This is a genomic window from Mycobacterium szulgai (assembly GCF_002116635.1).
GTDB classification, from domain to species: Bacteria; Actinomycetota; Actinomycetes; order Mycobacteriales; family Mycobacteriaceae; genus Mycobacterium; species Mycobacterium szulgai.
In genome coordinates, this window is sequence record NZ_LQPW01000031.1 from 76,205 (window position 1) to 94,697 (window position 18,493).

The 18,493-nt window shown below is 61.1% G+C and carries 16 protein-coding genes; 9 read left to right on the forward strand and 7 right to left on the reverse strand.

The features are described from left to right. Positions 1 to 12: 12 nt before the first annotated feature. The 5 genes from proC (at position 13) to AWC27_RS07490 (ending at position 3,772) form a co-directional block, all read left to right on the forward strand. Entirely contained in the window at positions 13 to 888 is an 876-nt protein-coding gene (gene proC, locus AWC27_RS07470; RefSeq protein ID WP_211281584.1) for a pyrroline-5-carboxylate reductase, read from the forward strand. 140 nt (positions 889 to 1,028) lie between these two features. Further along, positions 1,029 to 1,286: a cell division/environmental response transcriptional regulator gene (locus AWC27_RS07475; RefSeq protein ID WP_085669898.1), complete on the forward strand. Its 258-nt coding sequence runs from the start codon at positions 1,029 to 1,031 to the stop codon at positions 1,284 to 1,286. A 110-nt stretch (positions 1,287 to 1,396) separates the two neighbouring features. Next, positions 1,397 to 1,498, forward strand: coding sequence for a 30S ribosomal protein bS22 (locus tag AWC27_RS07480; protein WP_003402602.1), 102 nt, complete (start codon positions 1,397 to 1,399; stop codon positions 1,496 to 1,498). A 76-nt stretch (positions 1,499 to 1,574) separates the two neighbouring features. Beyond that, the gene (locus AWC27_RS07485) at positions 1,575 to 2,699 is read left to right on the forward strand and encodes an SDR family oxidoreductase (protein WP_085669899.1); all 1,125 of its coding nucleotides are present in this window, start codon (positions 1,575 to 1,577) and stop codon (positions 2,697 to 2,699) included. Next, positions 2,681 to 3,772: a lysophospholipid acyltransferase family protein gene (locus AWC27_RS07490; RefSeq protein ID WP_139836823.1), complete on the forward strand. Its 1,092-nt coding sequence runs from the start codon at positions 2,681 to 2,683 to the stop codon at positions 3,770 to 3,772. The genes AWC27_RS07485 and AWC27_RS07490 overlap by 19 nt, the downstream gene beginning before the upstream one ends. A gap of 65 nt (positions 3,773 to 3,837) precedes the next feature. On the opposite strand, the gene AWC27_RS07495 is transcribed toward AWC27_RS07490, so the two are convergent. From AWC27_RS07495 to AWC27_RS07505, 3 genes are all read right to left on the reverse strand, one after another. Then, on the reverse strand, positions 3,838 to 4,764 hold the full coding sequence (locus tag AWC27_RS07495) for a cyclopropane mycolic acid synthase family methyltransferase (protein WP_085669900.1): 927 nt from the start codon (positions 4,762 to 4,764) through the stop codon (positions 3,838 to 3,840). A gap of 10 nt (positions 4,765 to 4,774) precedes the next feature. Further along, a complete protein-coding gene (locus tag AWC27_RS07500; protein ID WP_085669901.1) occupies positions 4,775 to 5,287 on the reverse strand; it encodes an FAS1-like dehydratase domain-containing protein in 513 nt (170 codons plus the stop codon). A gap of 67 nt (positions 5,288 to 5,354) precedes the next feature. Next, positions 5,355 to 6,266, reverse strand: a complete 912-nt coding sequence (locus AWC27_RS07505; protein WP_085669902.1) for an HAD family hydrolase — start codon at positions 6,264 to 6,266, stop codon at positions 5,355 to 5,357. 346 nt (positions 6,267 to 6,612) lie between these two features. Here AWC27_RS07505 and AWC27_RS07510 point away from each other — a divergent pair, with 346 nt between their 5' ends. From AWC27_RS07510 to AWC27_RS07520, 3 genes are all read left to right on the forward strand, one after another. Further along, on the forward strand, positions 6,613 to 7,050 hold the full coding sequence (locus AWC27_RS07510; protein WP_085669903.1) for an MmpS family transport accessory protein: 438 nt from the start codon (positions 6,613 to 6,615) through the stop codon (positions 7,048 to 7,050). Continuing rightward, positions 7,047 to 9,998, forward strand: coding sequence for an MMPL/RND family transporter (locus AWC27_RS07515; protein WP_085669904.1), 2,952 nt, complete (start codon positions 7,047 to 7,049; stop codon positions 9,996 to 9,998). The genes AWC27_RS07510 and AWC27_RS07515 overlap by 4 nt, the downstream gene beginning before the upstream one ends. A gap of 108 nt (positions 9,999 to 10,106) precedes the next feature. After that, the gene (locus AWC27_RS07520) at positions 10,107 to 10,898 is read left to right on the forward strand and encodes a class I SAM-dependent methyltransferase (RefSeq protein ID WP_085669905.1); all 792 of its coding nucleotides are present in this window, start codon (positions 10,107 to 10,109) and stop codon (positions 10,896 to 10,898) included. 205 nt (positions 10,899 to 11,103) lie between these two features. On the opposite strand, the gene AWC27_RS32640 is transcribed toward AWC27_RS07520, so the two are convergent. The 3 genes from AWC27_RS32640 to AWC27_RS07535 form a co-directional block, all read right to left on the reverse strand. Then, entirely contained in the window at positions 11,104 to 12,270 is a 1,167-nt protein-coding gene (locus AWC27_RS32640) for a PPE family protein (protein ID WP_085669906.1), read from the reverse strand. A 324-nt stretch (positions 12,271 to 12,594) separates the two neighbouring features. Further along, complete coding sequence (locus AWC27_RS07530) at positions 12,595 to 14,283, reverse strand: CocE/NonD family hydrolase (RefSeq protein ID WP_085669907.1); 1,689 nt, start codon at positions 14,281 to 14,283, stop codon at positions 12,595 to 12,597. A gap of 26 nt (positions 14,284 to 14,309) precedes the next feature. Beyond that, the gene (locus tag AWC27_RS07535; protein ID WP_085669908.1) at positions 14,310 to 15,233 is read right to left on the reverse strand and encodes a LysR family transcriptional regulator; all 924 of its coding nucleotides are present in this window, start codon (positions 15,231 to 15,233) and stop codon (positions 14,310 to 14,312) included. Positions 15,234 to 15,398: 165 nt separating this feature from the next. Here AWC27_RS07535 and AWC27_RS07540 point away from each other — a divergent pair, with 165 nt between their 5' ends. Further along, positions 15,399 to 16,046 carry a TetR/AcrR family transcriptional regulator gene (locus AWC27_RS07540; RefSeq protein ID WP_085669909.1) on the forward strand — a complete coding sequence of 216 codons (648 nt, stop codon included), beginning with the start codon at positions 15,399 to 15,401 and terminating at the stop codon, positions 16,044 to 16,046. On the opposite strand, the gene AWC27_RS07545 is transcribed toward AWC27_RS07540, so the two are convergent. Further along, complete coding sequence (locus tag AWC27_RS07545) at positions 16,017 to 17,939, reverse strand: PPE family protein (protein ID WP_085670061.1); 1,923 nt, start codon at positions 17,937 to 17,939, stop codon at positions 16,017 to 16,019. The two genes, AWC27_RS07540 and AWC27_RS07545, sit on opposite strands and share 30 nt — an antisense overlap. Positions 17,940 to 18,493: the final 554 nt, after the last annotated feature.

The window sequence follows — 18,493 nt, forward strand, 5'->3', positions numbered from 1 at the left end:
ATGCTTTCGGGCATGGCAAGAATTGCGATCGTCGGTGGCGGCAGCATCGGTGAGGCATTGCTGTCGGGCCTGCTGCGGGCGGGGCGGCAGGTCAAGGACTTAGTCGTGGCCGAACGGATGCCGGATCGGGCCAAGTACATATCCGAAACCTATTCCGTCTTGGTGACGTCGGTGAAAGACGCGGTCGAGAACGCCACGTTCGTAGTCGTCGCCGTCAAGCCCGCCGACGTCGAGGCAGTGGTGGACGACCTTGCCGACGCGGCGGCGGCGGCCGACAACGACAGCGTTGAGCAGGTGTTCGTCACCGTCGCGGCAGGCATCACCATCACATTCTTCGAATCCAAGCTGCCGGCCGGAACGCCGGTGATCCGAGCGATGCCCAACGCGGCGGCACTGGTCGGGGCCGGCGTCACCGCGCTGGCCAAGGGGCGCTTCGTCACCCCGCAGCAGCTCGAGGAGGCTTCGGCGCTTTTCGATGCCGTCGGCGCCGTGCTGACCGTGCCCGAGGCGCAGATGGACGCGGTGACCGCGGTATCCGGTTCAGGCCCGGCATATTTCTTTCTGCTGGTGGAGGCGTTGGTGGATGCCGGTGTCGCGGTCGGTTTGAGCCGGCAGGTGGCCACCGACTTGACCGCACAGACCATGGCCGGATCGGCGGCGATGCTGCTGGAGCGCATGAACCAGGAGCGGCGCACCGCCGATGGCGAGCCGTTGGGTTTGCGCGTGGACTCCTCGCCGGCTGAGCTGCGGGCGTCGGTGACCTCACCTGGCGGCACGACCGCGGCTGCCCTGCGGGAACTGGAACGCGGTGGATTTCGGATAACCGTCGACGCCGCGGTTCAGGCCGCCAAAACACGCTCTGAGCAGCTAAGAATTACATCTGAATAATTCAGGTTTTTTGAACTGATTGTCCCCCACCAGTACCAGTAACCCCACTAGTCCCGCTATTCTCCTCTGTGTATGCACGTGTGGGTGCCAGCGGAGGGGAAGCCGCTGGCATTGCGCGGGCCTGACACGATTGGGTTGCAATGACGTCTACCAACGGGCCGTCGGCACGGGATTCTGCAGGTAAGGGCCGGGACACCGGTTCGGTCGAAGCGCAACAGGGCCGGACGCAATTTCTCACCGTCGCCGAGGTGGCGGCGCTGATGCGGGTCTCCAAGATGACGGTGTACCGACTGGTGCACAACGGCGAACTGCCCGCGGTGCGGGTTGGGCGGTCGTTCCGGGTACATGCCAAGGCCGTCCACGACATGCTGGAGACCTCGTACTTCGACGCTGGCTAGCCCTAATTGCAGCCGTCTGACCCAGCGCCCGGTTTGGTGTTCCATGCGCCACGCCGGGTAAGGTGACCGGGTCATTTCAAGAAGTGGTCACGGGGTAGATAGCGGAGTTCATGGGTTCAGTAATCAAGAAGCGGCGCAAGCGCATGTCGAAGAAGAAGCACCGCAAGCTGCTGCGTCGCACTCGGGTGCAGCGCAGAAAACTTGGCAAGTAAGTCCAAGAGCCCTCGCTCGCGCGGACCGTCACCCTGCTGTAACGCACCCGTTTCTCCGCGCGGCTAGGCTATCGGGGTGGATTCGGCCAACGGTGGGGATGGCGGCGCGATCGGCGGCAGCGACAACGTGCACTACCCGAAGGTGGTGCTGGTCACCGGCGCTTGCCGGTTTCTGGGCGGGTATTTGACGGCGCGGCTGGCGCAGAACCCTCTGATCAACGGGGTCATCGCGGTCGATGCCATCGCGCCCAGCAAGGACATGCTGCGCCGCATGGGCCGCGCCGAATTCGTTCGAGCTGATATCCGTAATCCCTTTATCGCCAAGGTGATTCGCAACGGCGACGTCGACACCGTGGTGCACGCAGCGGCGGCCTCCTACGCGCCGCGGTCCGGCGGCAGCGCGGCGTTGAAGGAAATCAACGTGATGGGCGCGATGCAACTGTTCGCGGCCTGTCAAAAGGCTCCTTCGGTGCGCCGCGTGGTGCTGAAGTCGACGTCTGAGGTCTACGGATCCAGTGCGCACGATCCGGCGATCTTCACCGAGGACAGCAGCAGCCGCCGCCCCTTCCGGGAGGGTTTCGCCAAGGACAGCCTCGACATCGAGGGCTACGTACGCGGCCTCGGCCGGCGCCGGCCCGATATCGCGGTGACCATTCTTCGGCTGGCCAACATGATCGGTCCGGCGATGGACACCACGCTGTCGCGGTATTTGGCCGGGCCGTTCGTGCCGACGATGTTCGGTCGCGATGCACGCTTGCAGCTACTGCATGAGCAGGATGCGCTGGGTGCGCTGGAACGCGCGGCGATGGCCGGCAAGGCCGGTACGTTCAACATCGGAGCCGACGGCATCATCATGCTGTCGCAGGCGATCCGCCGCGCGGGCCGAATTCCGCTGCCGGTACCCGGTTTTGGCGTGTGGGCTCTTGATTCGCTGAGACGAGCTAATCGTTATACCGAAATCACTCGCGATCAATTTGATTATTTAAGTTACGGGCGGGTGATGGATACCACCAGAATGCGTACCGAACTGGGCTATCAGCCCAAGTGGACGACGGCCGAGGCGTTCGACGACTACGTGCGCGGCCGCAGCTTGACTCCCATTATCGACCCACATCGGGTACGCTCCTGGGAAGGTCGCGCGGTAGCCCTAGCACAGCGATGGGGCAGCCGAAATCCAATTCCATGGGGTGGGGTCAGGTAGATATCGTGGCGGGTGAAAACAGAGCGAATGTCATTCCACTGCACACGAATCGGGGTCGGGTAGCAGCGCGCAAACGTGCCGGACAACGGGCTGACGCATCCCGTCAGCACCCGTCGTTACTGTCGGATCCGAATGGCCGGGCGTCGGCCGAACAGATCGCTGCGGTCGTTCGCGAAATCGACGAGCACCGGCGCGCAGCCGGAACGACGTCGGCAGCCGAAGCACCGCTGAGTGATGTCGCGCAGCGCGTTGCTGCGGTTGCCGGATTTCTCCGTCAACGACTCACCGGCGATTACACGGTCGACGAATTCGGGTTCGACCCGCACTTCAATAGCGCCATCATTCGGCCTTTGCTGAGATTTTTCTTCAGGTCATGGTTCCGCGTCGAAGTCAGCGGGATCGAAAACATTCCGAGCGAGGGTGCCGCGCTGGTAGTGGCCAATCACGCTGGGGTCCTGCCGTTCGACGGGTTGATGCTGTCGGTGGCGGTTCACGACGAGCATCCCGCGGAACGGGATCTGCGACTTCTTGCTGCCGACATGGTGTTCGACTTGCCGGTCGTCGGCGAGGCCGCCCGCAAGGCTGGGCACACCATGGCCTGCACGACGGACGCGCACCGATTGCTCGCCTCCGGTGAACTGACCGCGGTGTTCCCTGAGGGCTACAAGGGTCTCGGTAAGCGCTTCGAGGACCGCTACCGGTTGCAGCGGTTCGGGCGCGGCGGATTCGTCTCGGCCGCACTGCGCACCAAGGCGCCGATTGTGCCGTGTTCGATCATCGGCTCCGAAGAGATCTACCCGATGCTGACCGACGTCAAGTTGTTGGCGCGATTGTTCGGCCTGCCGTACTTCCCGGTCACGCCCCTGTTCCCGCTGGCCGGCCCGGCCGGTCTGGTGCCGCTCCCGTCGAAATGGCGCATCGCGTTCGGCGAGCCGATTCAGACCGCGGACTATGCCACCACCGACGCCGAGGACCCGATGGTCACCTTCGAGTTGACCGACCAGGTGCGTGAGACGATCCAGCAGACGCTGTACCGGCTACTGGCCGGGCGTCGCAATATCTTCTTCGGCTGATCCAGGGCTCAGGCGCTCCAGCAAATAACCCCCGGCGGCGCAGCCACCGGGGGTTATCGACGGATCTATTTAACCAGCGTGAACTGGCAAACGTTCGTGTAGCCGTCGCGGAACAGATCCGAGCATCCCCGCAGGTACTTGACGAAGGTGTCATACTCCTGCTGGCCCTTGAGCTCGATGGCCTTTTCCTTGTTTGCTTCCAGGGCATCGGCCCAGGAGTTCAAGGTGGGAACGTAGTTCTTGCCGATGAAGTGGTGGCGCTCGATCTTGAAGCCCGCCTCGGTCGAGTACCGGTCGACCTGCTCGACCTGGGGCAATTTTCCGCCCGGGTAGATCTCCTTGAGGATGAAGCTGATGAAGCGCAGCAGGCTCATCGTGGTCTTCAGGCCCATCGCCTTACCCTCTTCGGCAGTGGGCACCACGATCGAGTGCAGCAACATCCGGCCGTCGTCGGGTAGCAGGCTGTAGTACTTCTTGAAGAAGGTGGCGTAGCGCTCGTATCCGGCGTCGCCCGCCCCGTCGGCGAAGTGCTCGAACGCGCCGAGCGACACGATGCGGTCGACGGGCTCGTCGAACAACTCCCAGCCCTGCAGGCGAACCTCTTTGTGCCGCGGGCTGTCCATCTCGGCAAACTTAGCCTCGCAGTGTGCCAACTGGTTTTCGCTCAGCGTCAAGCCGATGACGTTGACGTCGTAGTGCTCGACGGCGTGACGCATGGTCGAGCCCCAGCCAGAACCGATGTCGAGCAGAGTCATGCCCGGCTCGAGGTTGAGTTTGTCCAGGGCCAGTTTGCGCTTGGCGAACTGCGCCTCTTCGAGTGTTTTGGTCTGCGGCTGATCGATATTGGGATGCTCATCGAAGTAGGCGCAGCTGTAGGTCATTGAGGGATCGAGCCACAGCTTGAAGAACTCGTTTGATCGGTCGTAATGCGACTGCACGTCTTTGACCGGCGGCTTTAGTTGCGTTCCGCCTATTTCACTCGGTGACGTCATTGAGTGGACCCTACTTTCCGGCAGATATGGATGCAATTGCGGCGACGGTTTCTTCAGCGCCAGCGTCTTGGTGCGCGGCCTCACCCAGCATCGTGACGACGCTGGTGACCACGGGGTTGCCCTCAGCATCTGTGACTTCGCTGCGGATTTCAGCGAGCACGGTGCCATGGGACTCGATAACCGAGTCTAGATAAGTGTCAAAGTACAGCTTGTCGTGGGCCACGATCGGCCGGTGGAACTTGAATTTCTGGTCGCGGTGGAAGACCCGGGCGATGTTGATCGGGATGTCGAACTTGGTGAAGATCTCCAGCTGCACGCGCCGGCCCGCAACCGCCAGGAACGTCAACGGCGCCACCAGTTCGGGGTAGCCGGCTTCGGCCGCGTCCACCTCGTTGTAGTGCGACGGATGGTCGTCTTGCACCGCGATCGCGAACTCTCGCACCTTCTCGCGTCCGACCAGGAAGTAGTCCGGCGCCCGGTAGTGGCTACCGATGATTCCTTGGGTGGTTTCGGGAAGTGTCATGCCGCTGCCGCTCTCCGCTCGATTGGTTGCTAGGCGTTACTGCCCGGCTAGCTAACGGCGCAGCCTATCAGCGGGATTGCCGTCGAGACGCCAGAGCCGCCAGCGCCCCACCCGCGGCGCCCAGCGCCAGGGCCGACGGCACTCCGATCCGAGCGGCCTTGCGAGCCGTCCGAAAGTCGCGAATTTCCCATCCTCGTTCGCGCGCCAGACTGCGTAGCCGGGCGTCGGGGTTGATGGCGACAGCGGTACCCACCAGCGAGAGCATGGGCACATCGTTATAGCTGTCGGAATAGGCGGTACAGCGTTTGAGGTTGAGTCCCTCGCGGATGGCCAGCGACCGCACCGCGTGTGCCTTGCCGCTGCCGTGCAGGATCTCGCCGACCAGCCTGCCGGTGAATATCCCGTCGACCGATTCGGCGACGGTGCCCAGTGCGCCGGTCAGACCGAGCCGGCGCGCGATGGTGGCTGCCAGCTCGTAGGGCGTCGCGGTGATGAGCCACACCTGCTGACCGGCATCGAGATGCATTTGAGTGAGCTCGCGAGTGCCGGCCCAAATCTTGTCGGCAATGATCTCGTCGTAGATCTCCTCGCCCAGGGTTATCAACTGCTCGACCGACCGGCCCTCGATGAAGGCCAGCGCCTTGCGCCGGCCGGCCGCAACGTCGTCGCTGTTCTCCTTGCCCAGCAGCTGAAACTTGGCCTGGGCATAGATGAAACCCAGGACGTCGCGATAGGTGAAGTAGTCGCGAGCGGCCAGCCCGCGGCCGAAGTGAACCGCTGAGGATCCCTGTACCAGGGTGTTGTCCACGTCGAAGAACGCCGCGGCGGTCAGGTCAACCGGCGGCTGCCGCCGGTTGTCGTCGTCGGCACGGATGTCGTCCAGCGCCCGTTCGGCGCTGGCACTGCCGGCCAGCGATTCCAGGTCGATGCGGCTGGTGTGGTCGTCGTTGCCGGGGAGCCCCAAGTGATAGGAAGCCATCACACACCTCCCATATCGCTATGCCGGGCCGTGCCCACGCTGCGGCCGCTACCAAACCCTATCCGGCAAGCGCGTTACGGGCAGGAGCCGCGCCTGCCCCGCGGGCACGGTCCGATCTTGAAACCCGGACGGCCTTACGTAGCGAGGCGAGGGCGTAACAAGATGTATTCGAAATTCGAAATGCTTAGCGGTGCTTAGCGCGCCAGCGGTAGCGTCTACGCTGCTAGCTCAACATGACATCGGATGAGTACGCGGATCGGATTTTCTGGGAGGTACGGGTTCGCGCTATGGGCGCTCTAAGCTGCACCTTAGATTGGCCAAGCCAGGGCCGAAACGGGGCACGAGCGTGATTCGAATTACCAGGGCTGTGAAGCGAGGGTGGCTGCTGCTGGCTGTGATCGCGGTGGCGATTGTCGCGGGGTCCACTATCTATCGGCTGCACCGCATTTTCGGCGCTCACGAACTTCCTGTGGTGCGGATGAAGGCCGACGACGATTTCCCTCAGTTCAACCCCAAGCACGTGACGTATGAGGTCTTCGGCCCGGCACCGACGGCAAGAATCACTTACCTGGACCCAGATGCCAAGGTGCAAAAACTGGAGAACATACCGCTTCCGTGGTCCACAACCATTTCGACCACGCTGTCTTCGGTCACCGTCAACCTATTGGCGCAGAGTAACGGCGACGTGATCGGCTGCCGGATCCTTGTTAACGGCACAGTCAAGGACGAGCAGTCTGAGCACGGCCTCAAAGCCCTGACAATCTGCCAGGTATCGGCGGCATGACCAAGCTGGACCCCGCCCCAACTGCACGGCGGCCTCTCCTGCCACGGATGATCCACCGGTTTGCAATAGTGATCGTCCTGTTCTGGCTGGCGCTGACCGGCATCGTCAATCTCACCGTGCCGCAGTTGGAACAGGTCGGAAAAGCGCACTCGGTGTCTATGACCCCGCGCGACGCCGAATCGATTCAGGCAGTAAAGCACATTGGTCAGGTATTCAACGAGTTTGATTCCGATAACACGGTGACGGTTGTGCTGGAAAGCACTAATCCGCTTGGCGACGACGCGCACCGCTTTTATAGCGAGTTGATCAAGCGACTTTCCGCAGATACCCGCCACGTCGCGCACATTCAGGATTTCTGGGGCGATCCTCTGACCGCAGCCGGATCTCAGAGCGCCGACGATAAAGCCGCTTACGTCGTGATCTACCTCGTCGGCAACAACGAAACGGCGGCATACAAGTCAGTAGCGGCCGTGCGGCATATCATCGATACCACACCGGCGCCTCCGGGCCTCAAGGCCTACGTCACCGGTCCGACCGCCCTTAATGCCGACCAATCGGAGGCAGGCGACAAAAGTATCGCCAAGGTCACCTTGATAACCAGCTTGGTGATCGCGGTAATGCTGCTCATCATATACCGCTCTGTCGTCACCATGATTCTTGTCTTGGTCATCGTCGGAATTGACTTGGGTGCAATTCGCGGCGTCATAGCCTTTCTCTCGTACCACAACGTCTTCAACCTCTCCACCTTCGCGACCAACCTGCTCGTGCTCTTGGCTATTGCGGCCAGCACCGACTATGCGATATTCATGCTCGGCCGATATCACGAGGCTCGATACGCCGGCGAAGATCGAGAAACCGCCTTTTACTCAATGTTTCACGGCACGGCCCACGTAATCTTGGGTTCTGGGTTGACCATTGCCGGCGCCATGTATTGCCTGAGTTTTGCCCGTCTGCCCTATTTTCAGACGATCGGCGCTCCGTGCGCGATAGGCATGCTCGTTGCGGTCTTGGCGGCGATCAGCCTCGGTCCCGCCGTACTGGCCCTGGCCAGCTTTTTCAAGCTCCTCGATCCCAAGCACCGGATGAACACGCGGCGGTGGCGCCGCATCGGAACCGCGATTGTGCGTTGGCCCGGCCCGATTTTGGCAATGTCAATCTTGATCGCCCTGATCGGTCTGCTCGCCTTGCCGAGTTACAAGACGACCTACGACTTGCGCAGATTCATGCCGGCCAGTATGCCGTCCAATGTCGGGGATACGGCTGCGGGCCGGCACTTCTCGCAAGCTCGGCTCAACCCCGAGGTGCTCATGATCGAAAGCGATCATGACATGCGCAATGCCGTCGACATGCTGGTACTGGATAAGGTCGCCAAAGGCATCTTCCACACCCCGGGCGTCGCGCAGGTCAAGGCGATCACCCGCCCACTGGGTACCTCCATGAAGCACGCATCGCTACCGTTCGTCATCAGCATGCAGGGCGTCTCCAATAGCGAGAACATGCAATTCATGAGGGCCCGACTGGACGACATGCTGGTCCAGGTCGACGCCATGAATACGACGATTGCCACGATGCACACGATGTACCGGCTCATGGGCGAGATCATCGATACCACGGTGAACATGGATCATCTGACGCACGACATGTCGGATATCACCGACACCCTGCGCGACCGACTTGCTGACTTCGAGGATTTCTTCCGGCCCATTCGTTCCTACTTCTACTGGGAAAAGCACTGTTACGACATCCCGGTGTGTCAGTCGATACGATCAATATTCGATATGTTCGACAGTGTCGATCAATTGAGTGAAAAGCTCGAATACCTCGTCAAGAACCTGGATATCCTGATTACGCTCTTACCGCAGGTGCGGGCGCAGATCCCCATCATGATCGACACGATGACGCTCATGCGCGACCAGTTGATCGTCTGGCACAATACGCTGCAGTCGTTGTATAAGCAGTCGGACACCAGTAGCGCCAAGGACCCCGGTGCGATGGGCCGAGTCTTTGACGCCGCCCAAGTCGACGATTCGTTCTACCTGCCCCAGTCGGCTTTTGAGAATCCAGATTTCAAGCGTGGCCTGAAGATGTTCTTGTCGCCGGACGGCAAGGCTGCGCGTTTCATCATCGCGCTGGACGGTAATCCGGCGTCGCAGACGGGCATCTCTCGTGTCGTCCCGATAAAGCAGGCGGCAGTGGAGGCGATTAAAGGAACTCCTTTGCAAGGCGCTGCCATCTATATGGGTGGCACGGCCTCGACATTCAGGGATATTCAAGAGGGTGCGTTATATGACCTTCTGATCGCCGGCATTGCCGCGATCAGTCTGATTTTGATAATCATGATGATTATCACTCGAAGCATCGTCGCCGCTGCGGTCATCGTTGGAACCGTATTGCTTTCGATGGGTGCCTCTTTCGGGATCTCTGTGTTGGTTTGGGAAGATATTCTCGGCATCCAGTTATACTGGATGGTATTGGCGATGTCGGTAATTCTGCTTTTGGCAGTGGGATCCGACTATAATTTGCTGCTGATCTCTCGGCTCAAAGAAGAAATCGGTGCCGGCTTGAATACGGGAATCATCCGTGCGATGGCCGGCACCGGCGGAGTGGTGACGGCGGCGGGCATGGTTTTCGCGGTCACCATGTCACTTTTTGTGTTCAGCGATTTGCGGATCATCGGCCAGATCGGGACCACGATCGGGTTGGGCTTGCTGTTCGACACGCTGATCGTGCGTTCGTTCATGACGCCGTCCATTGCCGCCTTACTCGGGCGCTGGTTCTGGTGGCCGCAACGGGTCCGTCCGCGCCCGGCCAGCCTGATGCTGCGGTCGTCGGGCCCCCGCCGTTTGGTGCGTGCCCTGTTGCTGCCGCCCCCGAACGGTCACTCGCCGGCTCGGGGCCGGCCACCGGTCGAGGTCGGTTCGCCCGACGGCGGCACTCTCAGGCCATGACCACGAGTCAATAGGCCGCCGCAGACCTTTCATTGCTTTCGCTGGGTGCAACGGTTGGTTCAAAAGCTTCTACTAGACGCCTTGGCGCGTTGCGGGGACGCTTAACTCATGACCACACCCGCGGCCTTTGCGATCGATTCGATGCCCCGCGGCGGCCCAGACTCGTCCTGGCTGGACCGTCGGCTGCAAACCGACGTATTGGAATACACCGATCGCTACGACGTACCTGACGAAACCAAGCAGTTCGTTGTCACCGCGCTGGATGACATGGGCACGCGCAATGGCACACACGAGACGATCGCTGGTTACGTAGTCAATCTTGTCGCCGGGATCGACAAGCCCCGCATCCTCGAACTGGGCGCCGGTCATGGCCGTCTTTCCGAGCAGATTCTGCGATTGCACCCGACCGCTGAGCTCACCATTACCGACTTGGACCCGCATTCCGTGCATAACGTTGCCAGCGGGCCACTGGGTCGCAACCCGCGCGCGCGAACGAAGGTCGTTGACGCCACCAATATCGACGATCCCGACAACAGCTACGACCTGGTCGTATTCGCCTATGCCTTCCATCACCTGCCGCCGTCGGTCGCAGCCAGGGCGATCGCCGAGGCCACTCGCGTCGGCAAGACCTTCCTCATCGTCGACCTCATGCGGTGGCCATCTCTAGGCCTGTTACTGGTGCCGCTTCTTATCCTGCCCATCATCGCGGTGCGGGTGCGACCGCTCGCCGCCGCACGTGCGGTCATGCATGACGCGCTCATCAGCCATCTGCGTGCTTACAGCAAGTCGGCCTTTGCCGCCCTCGGAAAGGCGGCGGACCCACAGATGCGAGTTGAGTTCTTGCCGACGCCCAAGTTCCGCCCGCGCGCCCGGGCACTCATTTTCCGACGGGCGGTCTGACGGCGCGTTATGCGGGATGACAGGCACCCGTGGCCGTGCGGGCCGGGTTGCTCTTTAGTGCCGGGAACGCGCGGTGGTCATTGTGCCGGTGGCGGTGCCGGCATCGGCGAGGGCGAATCCGGCCGCTCGCTGATTCATGGTCATTGCTGCGGAGTCCGTGATGCTCGCGTCCTGCTCGGTGAATGCCGAATTCGCTGTGAACGATTTATGGCGCAGCCGCCTCCCAACTGCTCGGCAGCATCGGCACCGGTGTTGTGCCGCCAAACCCATCGCAACCACCGATCGTGGCCAAGCCGCCAGCTGGCGCCACGCTCCCGTGAGCCTGGGACCCGGCAAAACCTATTAGCCCAGCGGTGCGAACAACAGACACCGCCGACGCCGGCGCTGCGGACGCGCACCCAACCGTCGCCGCTGATGCCGCTGGCGCAACGGCCGCAGTCCCCGCAATCGAACCGGCAGGCGTTGCCGCGAAAGGACTTGCTACGGCCGACGCAGCGCCCAAATTAAGACCGCCACCGAGGATCCATTCAATAACCGCGTCGGCGAACAAGAAGGGATTTATCAAGACCTGGAAAGCCACACTGGCAACCAAATCCCAAAGCATGTAGACAACATGCAGCAATGCAAGTGCATCGGCAAGGTCACCGGACAAGAGTATCAGCAAAGCCTCAACGACAAGGATCGGCGAAAATATGATCGCCACCAATGAGTATCCCACCAATAGAAAAAGGTCTATCGCTTCTTGCAGCAGAAATACTAATAATGCCTGCAAAAATTGCTCAATTGGCGTGAGGGTAGCAGCGGCAGTAATGCTATGGACGATAGCGGCCGTGGATTTGATAATGATAGGTGCCGGGGCGGTATGCGGTGCTGAGGCTAGCGCAGCGGCACTGACGGCCTCATAGGCGCTCATGGTGGCGGCGGCTTGGATCCACATTCGCACGTAGTCGGCTTCATTGAGTGCGATGGGGATGGTGTTGATGCCAAAGAAGTTCGTGCCGACCAGCGCCGCGTGGGTGGCATGGTTGGCCGCCAACTCGCCCAACGTCGGCATCGCCGCGACCGCAGTGACGTAGGCCGTAGCGGCAATGTCGTGAGCGGCAGCAGTAACCGCGCTATCGGCGCCGGCCTGCATCAGCCACGCCAGATACGGCGTGTATGCCGCCTCGCAGATCTCACTGCTTGGTCCTTGCCATGCGTCGGCGGTCATCGCGGCTAGCACCGTGGTGAGTTCCTCGGCCGCCGCCGCATACTCGGCGCTCAGCGACGACCATTCCGCGGCGGCGGCCATCAGCGGTGCCGGGCCCGGACCGGCAGTAAGCAACGCCGAATGCATTTCCGGCGGCGAACCCATCCACATTCCGGCCGTCATTTCGTTTTTCCTACGAGCGCATTCGACAATAGCGCGATGACGGGGGCATGACGGCCGTGGAAAATGCTACACCTCAAATTTCACGTCGATTCCCGGGCAATATCAGATCTCCAGCCCGGAACTGCCGAACGCGTAATCATTGGCGGTGCTGATCGCGGGCATGGCAAGAGTAAGTAGTATGTCCCTACTGCTGCAACTGCTAATCAATTCGAATCTATTGTGAGGCGATAGATGTCAACTATGAACCGAACAATCTAATGCGAACCGTATTTTACGGAGACGAAGATGATGAAATCGATTCGATGGGGGACGGGCGAGTGTGTGCTATGCCGGGATGACAGGCACCCGCAGCCGTGCAGGCCGCTGTGCTCCCCAGTGCAGGGTGCAACGCGCCGGCGGGCCCGGCACGTACAGAGCCGGGAAAGCGCCGTACAGGGGATTGCGTGGGGCGAGCTGTCGGCCCGCAACCAGAAGGCGGATGCGGTCGCCGGCGTGAAAGACAGTGGCGGATGGCCCGAGCGCGACTTCGACGGGAACGATTTCGCCGGGCGAAAGGGGTTGCTGTCGTCGGAAAGTGTGTACTGGCTCGTATTCAGTGGACTGCTGCGTATTGATTTCACGCAAAGACGCGCGTTGCCATCCCGTCGCCACTCGATCGCGCCCGAAGCCATAAGATCCTTCGAACGGAATCCATTGGTCGCCAACCCATTTCTCGACTCCGACAAACAGCGTTACATCGTCGGCGCCTTCGACTGACACCCACAGGGCCAGGCTCATCGGGCCCGTGAGTTCGAGATCCGTCTCCACGGGGAAGGTGAATGCCGCCGCGCGCCGCCGGGTACGAAAGGTGACAGATCCGTCCACCGTCGGTGCCGAGGTGCCAAGGTGCCCATCTTCGGCGAGGTAGAGATCACGCCATTGCGTGCGCGCCAGCGGCCACTCCTGCTCGGTGCGCACCTCGGAAATGACGTCGCCGCGTTCACGCACCTCGAGCCGAACCCGAGGCGGCTCAGGCACATCCCGGTGTTTGAGGTAGCGCTCGAAGAAGGCGAGCTGAGCCAGGCGGGCGTCGTCGCCGTAGAAGGTGGCCCACTTTCCATCACGGTGGGTATAGACGAATTTTTCTGTTGCACCTACCTGTTCGAATGCGCGGAAGGATCCACGACTGTGCAGGTTGTTGTCCGAGAAGCTGGCGCAGACGAGCATCGGGATCTCGATCTTGCCGAGGTCGGGTATCAGCGACTGCCACCACTGGTCGTGAAGCGGGTGCGTCTTGCGTTGCACGCCAAGGTCTTCGGTGGTGCGCATGGTGTGTTTGATAGCGGCCTGCCAGATTCTGGAGAATCCGCTTTCGACGACTCCGCCCGGAGTGAATAGGTCGCGGTAGGCGTCGGTGAGACCTTCCCACGGACAAATCGCCTTCAGGCTAGGTGGGGCCAGCGCGGCCGCCTTGTACTGCGATATGGCCAGGTAGGACACGCCAAGCATGCCGACGCTGCCGCTAGACCACCGCTGAGCGCCGGCCCACTCGACTAGCTCGTAGACATCTTGGGCTTCCTGATCGGATAGGAGGGCTCCGGCGCCCTCCGAGCGGCCGGCGCCGCGCAGATCAGCGTTGACCACCGCGTATCCCTGGGCCAGCCACCAGACCGGATCAGGTGCCTCCCAACTGGTTTGGTCGGAGATGTCGAATGGGGCGGTCTGACGCATGATGCGAAACTGCGGGTTGAGGCTCCATCGGCGCCCCCTGCGTTTGGGACAATTGTCCTTCCCGTATGGGTGGGCCGCGAGGAGGACCGGGAACGGCCCCTCGCCATGAGGCCGATAGACGTTGATCCGCAGCACCACACCGTCGCGCAGGTGGACTGCTACGTCGCGCTCTACCACGAGATCGGCCGGAGCTGCCGCCACCCGCACGGGTGGACGAAGGATCTTGCGAAGACGGGCCGCCGCATACCGAGTGGCGCCGGGACGCTTCCACGGACGGTCGTAGATTGGATACTGCGACGTCATGTTAACTCCTAAATCCGCAGCCGGTTTCAGCCCGCGATGCGACGCGCGGGACCCGTAGCATCGCGTTCCGGCAACCCGCAAGACTCGATCACACTGTCGCGGAAGGCGGCTCCGGATGGAGGCAGATACCTGTTGGCCATCCAGCCGATCGCGATCGGTCGCACCAGTTGCTGATCATCGACCGCTATCTCGACGACGCCGGGAGTCGGCGCGGCTGCTTTGGGCAGCACAGCGACTCCCAGCCGCGCAGCAATCAAGCCGCGCAACGTGGTGAGGTCAGTTCCCTCGAAGGCGATCGTCGGCGTGATCGAATGGCGCATGCAAGCGTCGTCAAAGATCCTGCGTAGCGTGTGACCTCGGTCGAGGGCAACAAACTGTTGTCCAGCAAGTTCTTCGAAGCCGATCACGTCTCGGTGAGCCAGCGGATGCTGCCGGTCGACCACGGCGTAGAGCTGCTGGGTGAACAGGTTGCGCCATTTCACGCCCGGCGCCTCGTCGAACGCCATGGGATAGCTGAGGCAGACGTCGATTACGCCCTTGGTCAGGTCTTCGACAAGTGTGGGTCCGGAGCCTTGCCGCAATATGAAGCGCGACCAGGGATGGTGCTCATGATGACGGCGGATCAAGCGGGGCACGGTCGCAGCGCCGAGTGATACCAAGAATCCCAGTGCCACGGTGCCGCTGTCGACACCGGCAAGCTGGCGGACGTCGGAAACGGCCGTCTCGAGGCTGCGCTGCGCAGTTCGACTTGCCCTCAGGAACGCTTGTCCAAACCGGTTGAGTTCATTGCCCCGCCCGCACCGGGTGAATAGTTCGACCCCGATCTCGGATTCGAGCATGGCGATGGCCCGGCTGACCGTCGACTGGGACACCGCCAGCCGCTCAGCGGCATCACGCAGCGTGCCGACGTCTGCGACCGTCTGGAAATAACGCAGCTGATAAAGCTCCATACCGCCTCCAACCCTCCTTGCGCACTGGATCGGTGCCCGCTCGTCACCCATCGGATAGCTACCGTGCAGCGGTTCCCACATGCGTTTCGCCTGATTACATCGCATTAGAGTAGCACTCTAATCTATTTTAGTTCCACTAAAATCTTTTCGGGTAGGCTAGGCCGGGTGGAGAGCAAGCGGCCTCGCAATACGACCCGGTTGCGCGAAGCCGGGGCCGCCTCACGCGCCGAGACCCGCAGACTGCTACTGGAGGCCGCTGCCGAAGAATTTGCTCGAGTCGGCTATGTCGCGGCCACCGTCAACCGCATCGCCGAACGTGCCGGGGTTACTGTGCAGACGCTCTACCTGGCTTGGGGCAGCAAACGCGCGCTGCTGCGCGCATATCTGTTCAGCACCCTTACCCCAGGTGCGACGCCATCGCCGAAGTACTATGCGGCTCAATTTCATCCAGACACGCCCGCCGGCACCCTGGCTCAGATTGCGACATGGTTCTGCATCATTGCCAAGCGCTCAGCGCTGGCGTGGCAGGCCTATCGCGAAGGAGCTGCCGTCGATAAGGCGATCGCAGAAGAATGGCAGGAGCTACAGGTACTGCGCCGCGGAACATTCCAAGAGCTGCTGTCCACCATCCCCGACGAGGCGCTGCAACTTCCCCGACAACAGGCCGCGGATACCGCATGGGCACTGGCCAGCCCGGTCATCTACGAGCTGATGGTGGGCAGCGCCGGCTACACCCTTGAGCAGTTCGAGTCCTGGCTTGCCGCAAATCTGCAGGGAGCGATTCTACGAAGCGTTCCGGTGCAAGAAGCCTGAGACTTGGTCGAGTGCGTTAAAGGCGCCCGAATCGGACAAACCTAAGTTGCCGAGGCCCGATTGAGCGGCGATAGCCGAGCTGAAATCAAGGCTATAATTGCCGAAACCCGACTGGTTGAAACCCGTGTTCGCGAATCCAGAGCCCCAACGAATTCCGGTCACACCGAGGCCGACGTTACCGAATCCCGAAGATATCGCAGCCGTGTTGTTGAGGCCTGTCAGCGACTGCCCCAAGTTGTGAATTCCGGAGTTCGTAAAGTTGAAAGAGTCGAACATGGGACTTGAGTTTCCAATCCCAGAATTTCCGGTCCCGGAGTTATTGAAGCCCGAATTTCCGATGCCGGTGTTCCCGAACCCCGAGTTGGGATCTGTGCCGTCGCCCAATTTGCCAAAACCGGTGTTCAGGGCCCCTGAGTTGAAGCCGCCTGTGTTGATCTGGCCCGAGTTCCCCAACCCTGTGTTCCCGTAACCGGAATTAGAAAACCCGGTGTTGTAATCGCCTCCGTTCTGGCTGCCGGAGTTGAACAACCCCGAATTGAAGCTGCCCGTGTTGAAGTCGCCGCTGTTGAAGTTGCCTGTGTTGTAGTCCCCAGAATTCGCAAACCCGGTGTTGACGCCTCCGGAGTTTCCGAACCCGGTATTAACGACTTGAGCGTTTCCTAAACCGGTGTTGACCAGACCGGAGTTCCCGATGCCGGTGTTTATGTTGCCTGAATTCCACAGGCCGGTGTTGGTCACGCCTGAGTTCCCCACACCGAAATTGCCGTTGCCAGAGTTGAAGAACCCGACGTTGTTGGTACCCGAGTTGCCGAAGCCGATATTTCCGCTGCCCGAGTTCAGGCCGCCGAAGCCGATCTGATTATCGCCGGTGAGTCCGATGCCGATGTTGCCGTGGCCAGTGTTGCCAAAGCCGAAGTTGCCGTTTCCGGTATTTCCGAACCCGAAGTTGCTGTTGCCGATGTTTCCGAAGCCGATGTTGGCGTCGCCGGTGTTGCCACCACCGAAGTTGTTGTTACCACCGTTGCCAATACCTACGTTCGCGTTGCCAGATGAGGCCTGCAATCCTGCGTTGGGCCCGCCGTTTCCGAGGCCGACGTTCCAGTTGCCGAAGTTGCCGAAGCCGGTGTTGTGGTCGCCGAAGTTGCCGCCACCGAAGTTGGAGTTGCCGAGGTTTCCGCTCCCGACATTGAAGCTGCCCAGGGCGCCGTTGAAGCCGCCGTTTCCGTTGCCGAAGTTGTAATTGCCGGTATTACCGCTGCCCACATTGAAACTTGACGTCTGGCCGTCAACGAAAACGTTTCCGTTTCCGCTGCCCACGTTGCTGCTGCCGTAGTTTCCGTTGCCGATGTTGCTGTTTCCGGTGTTGCCGCTGCCCAGATTCTTGTCGCCGATGTTGCCGATACCCCAATTGACGCTTTGCGTGGCTTGCTGCCAGGCCGCCAGCTGCCCAACCACCGCCGAGGCGCTGGCGTGATATCCCGCCATCGCCGCCGCGTCCTGCGCCCACATTCCTTCGTAAGCGGCTTCAACGGCCGCTATCGCCGGGGCGTTCAGGCCGAATATGTTCGACATTGCCAGCGACACCAGCCGAATGCGGTTGGCGCTCACGGCACCCGGATGCACCATGGCTGACAGCGCTGCCTCGAATACGTTCGCCGCAGCACGCGCCTGTACGGCAGCCAGCTCGGCCTTTGCCCCAGTCGCACTCAGTAATTGTGCGTAGGGTTCGGCCGCGGCAGCCATCGCCACCGACGCGGGACCCTGCCAAACGCCACCGGCCAGACCCGACGTTGTCGACCTGAACGACGCAGCCGCCGCATTCAGTTCTGCAGCCAGCCCGTCCCAGCCTGCTGCCGCAGCAAAAAGCGAGTCCGAGCCCGCGCCGCCGTACATCCGCGCCGAGTTGATTTCCGGCGGCAACAACGAGTAGTTCACGAGATCGTCTTTCTTTGGCTTGGCGCCGGCGCAATTGTGCGTCGGTCAGGAGTACCCCTGAGCTTCGCAGCTGCGGTTTGGGAGATCAATTAGAGAATTTCGTATGTTGCCTTGCATCTCACGGAAGTGTGGGCTTTTCTTGCGCTTGGAAATTTGGTGCAGTTATCGGGTGAGCTGCTGAAATCGCGAGGAGCTCGACCCAGTCCGGGATCTGAAGATGATTCGTACTGGCATTCCATTGGTCAGCTTCGCGTTCAATCACTTAGTGGTGACGGTCTGGACCACCTGCTATATATGGCTTCTGGTTAGGATATGCGTAGGTGAAGGATTTAGGATTGCTCAAACTCATGTTCTGATCAACATGATTGACGCGCGTTACCCATAAGGTGGCGAGCGACTGGATCAGACGACCGATCCGGATCGCTACTTAGCGGAGAGGGGCTGTTTATTAGATCTTCAAGGTTCTACTCGAAAGAGGTCGGTCTTCCGCGCAGAAGCAGCCCAAGAAATAC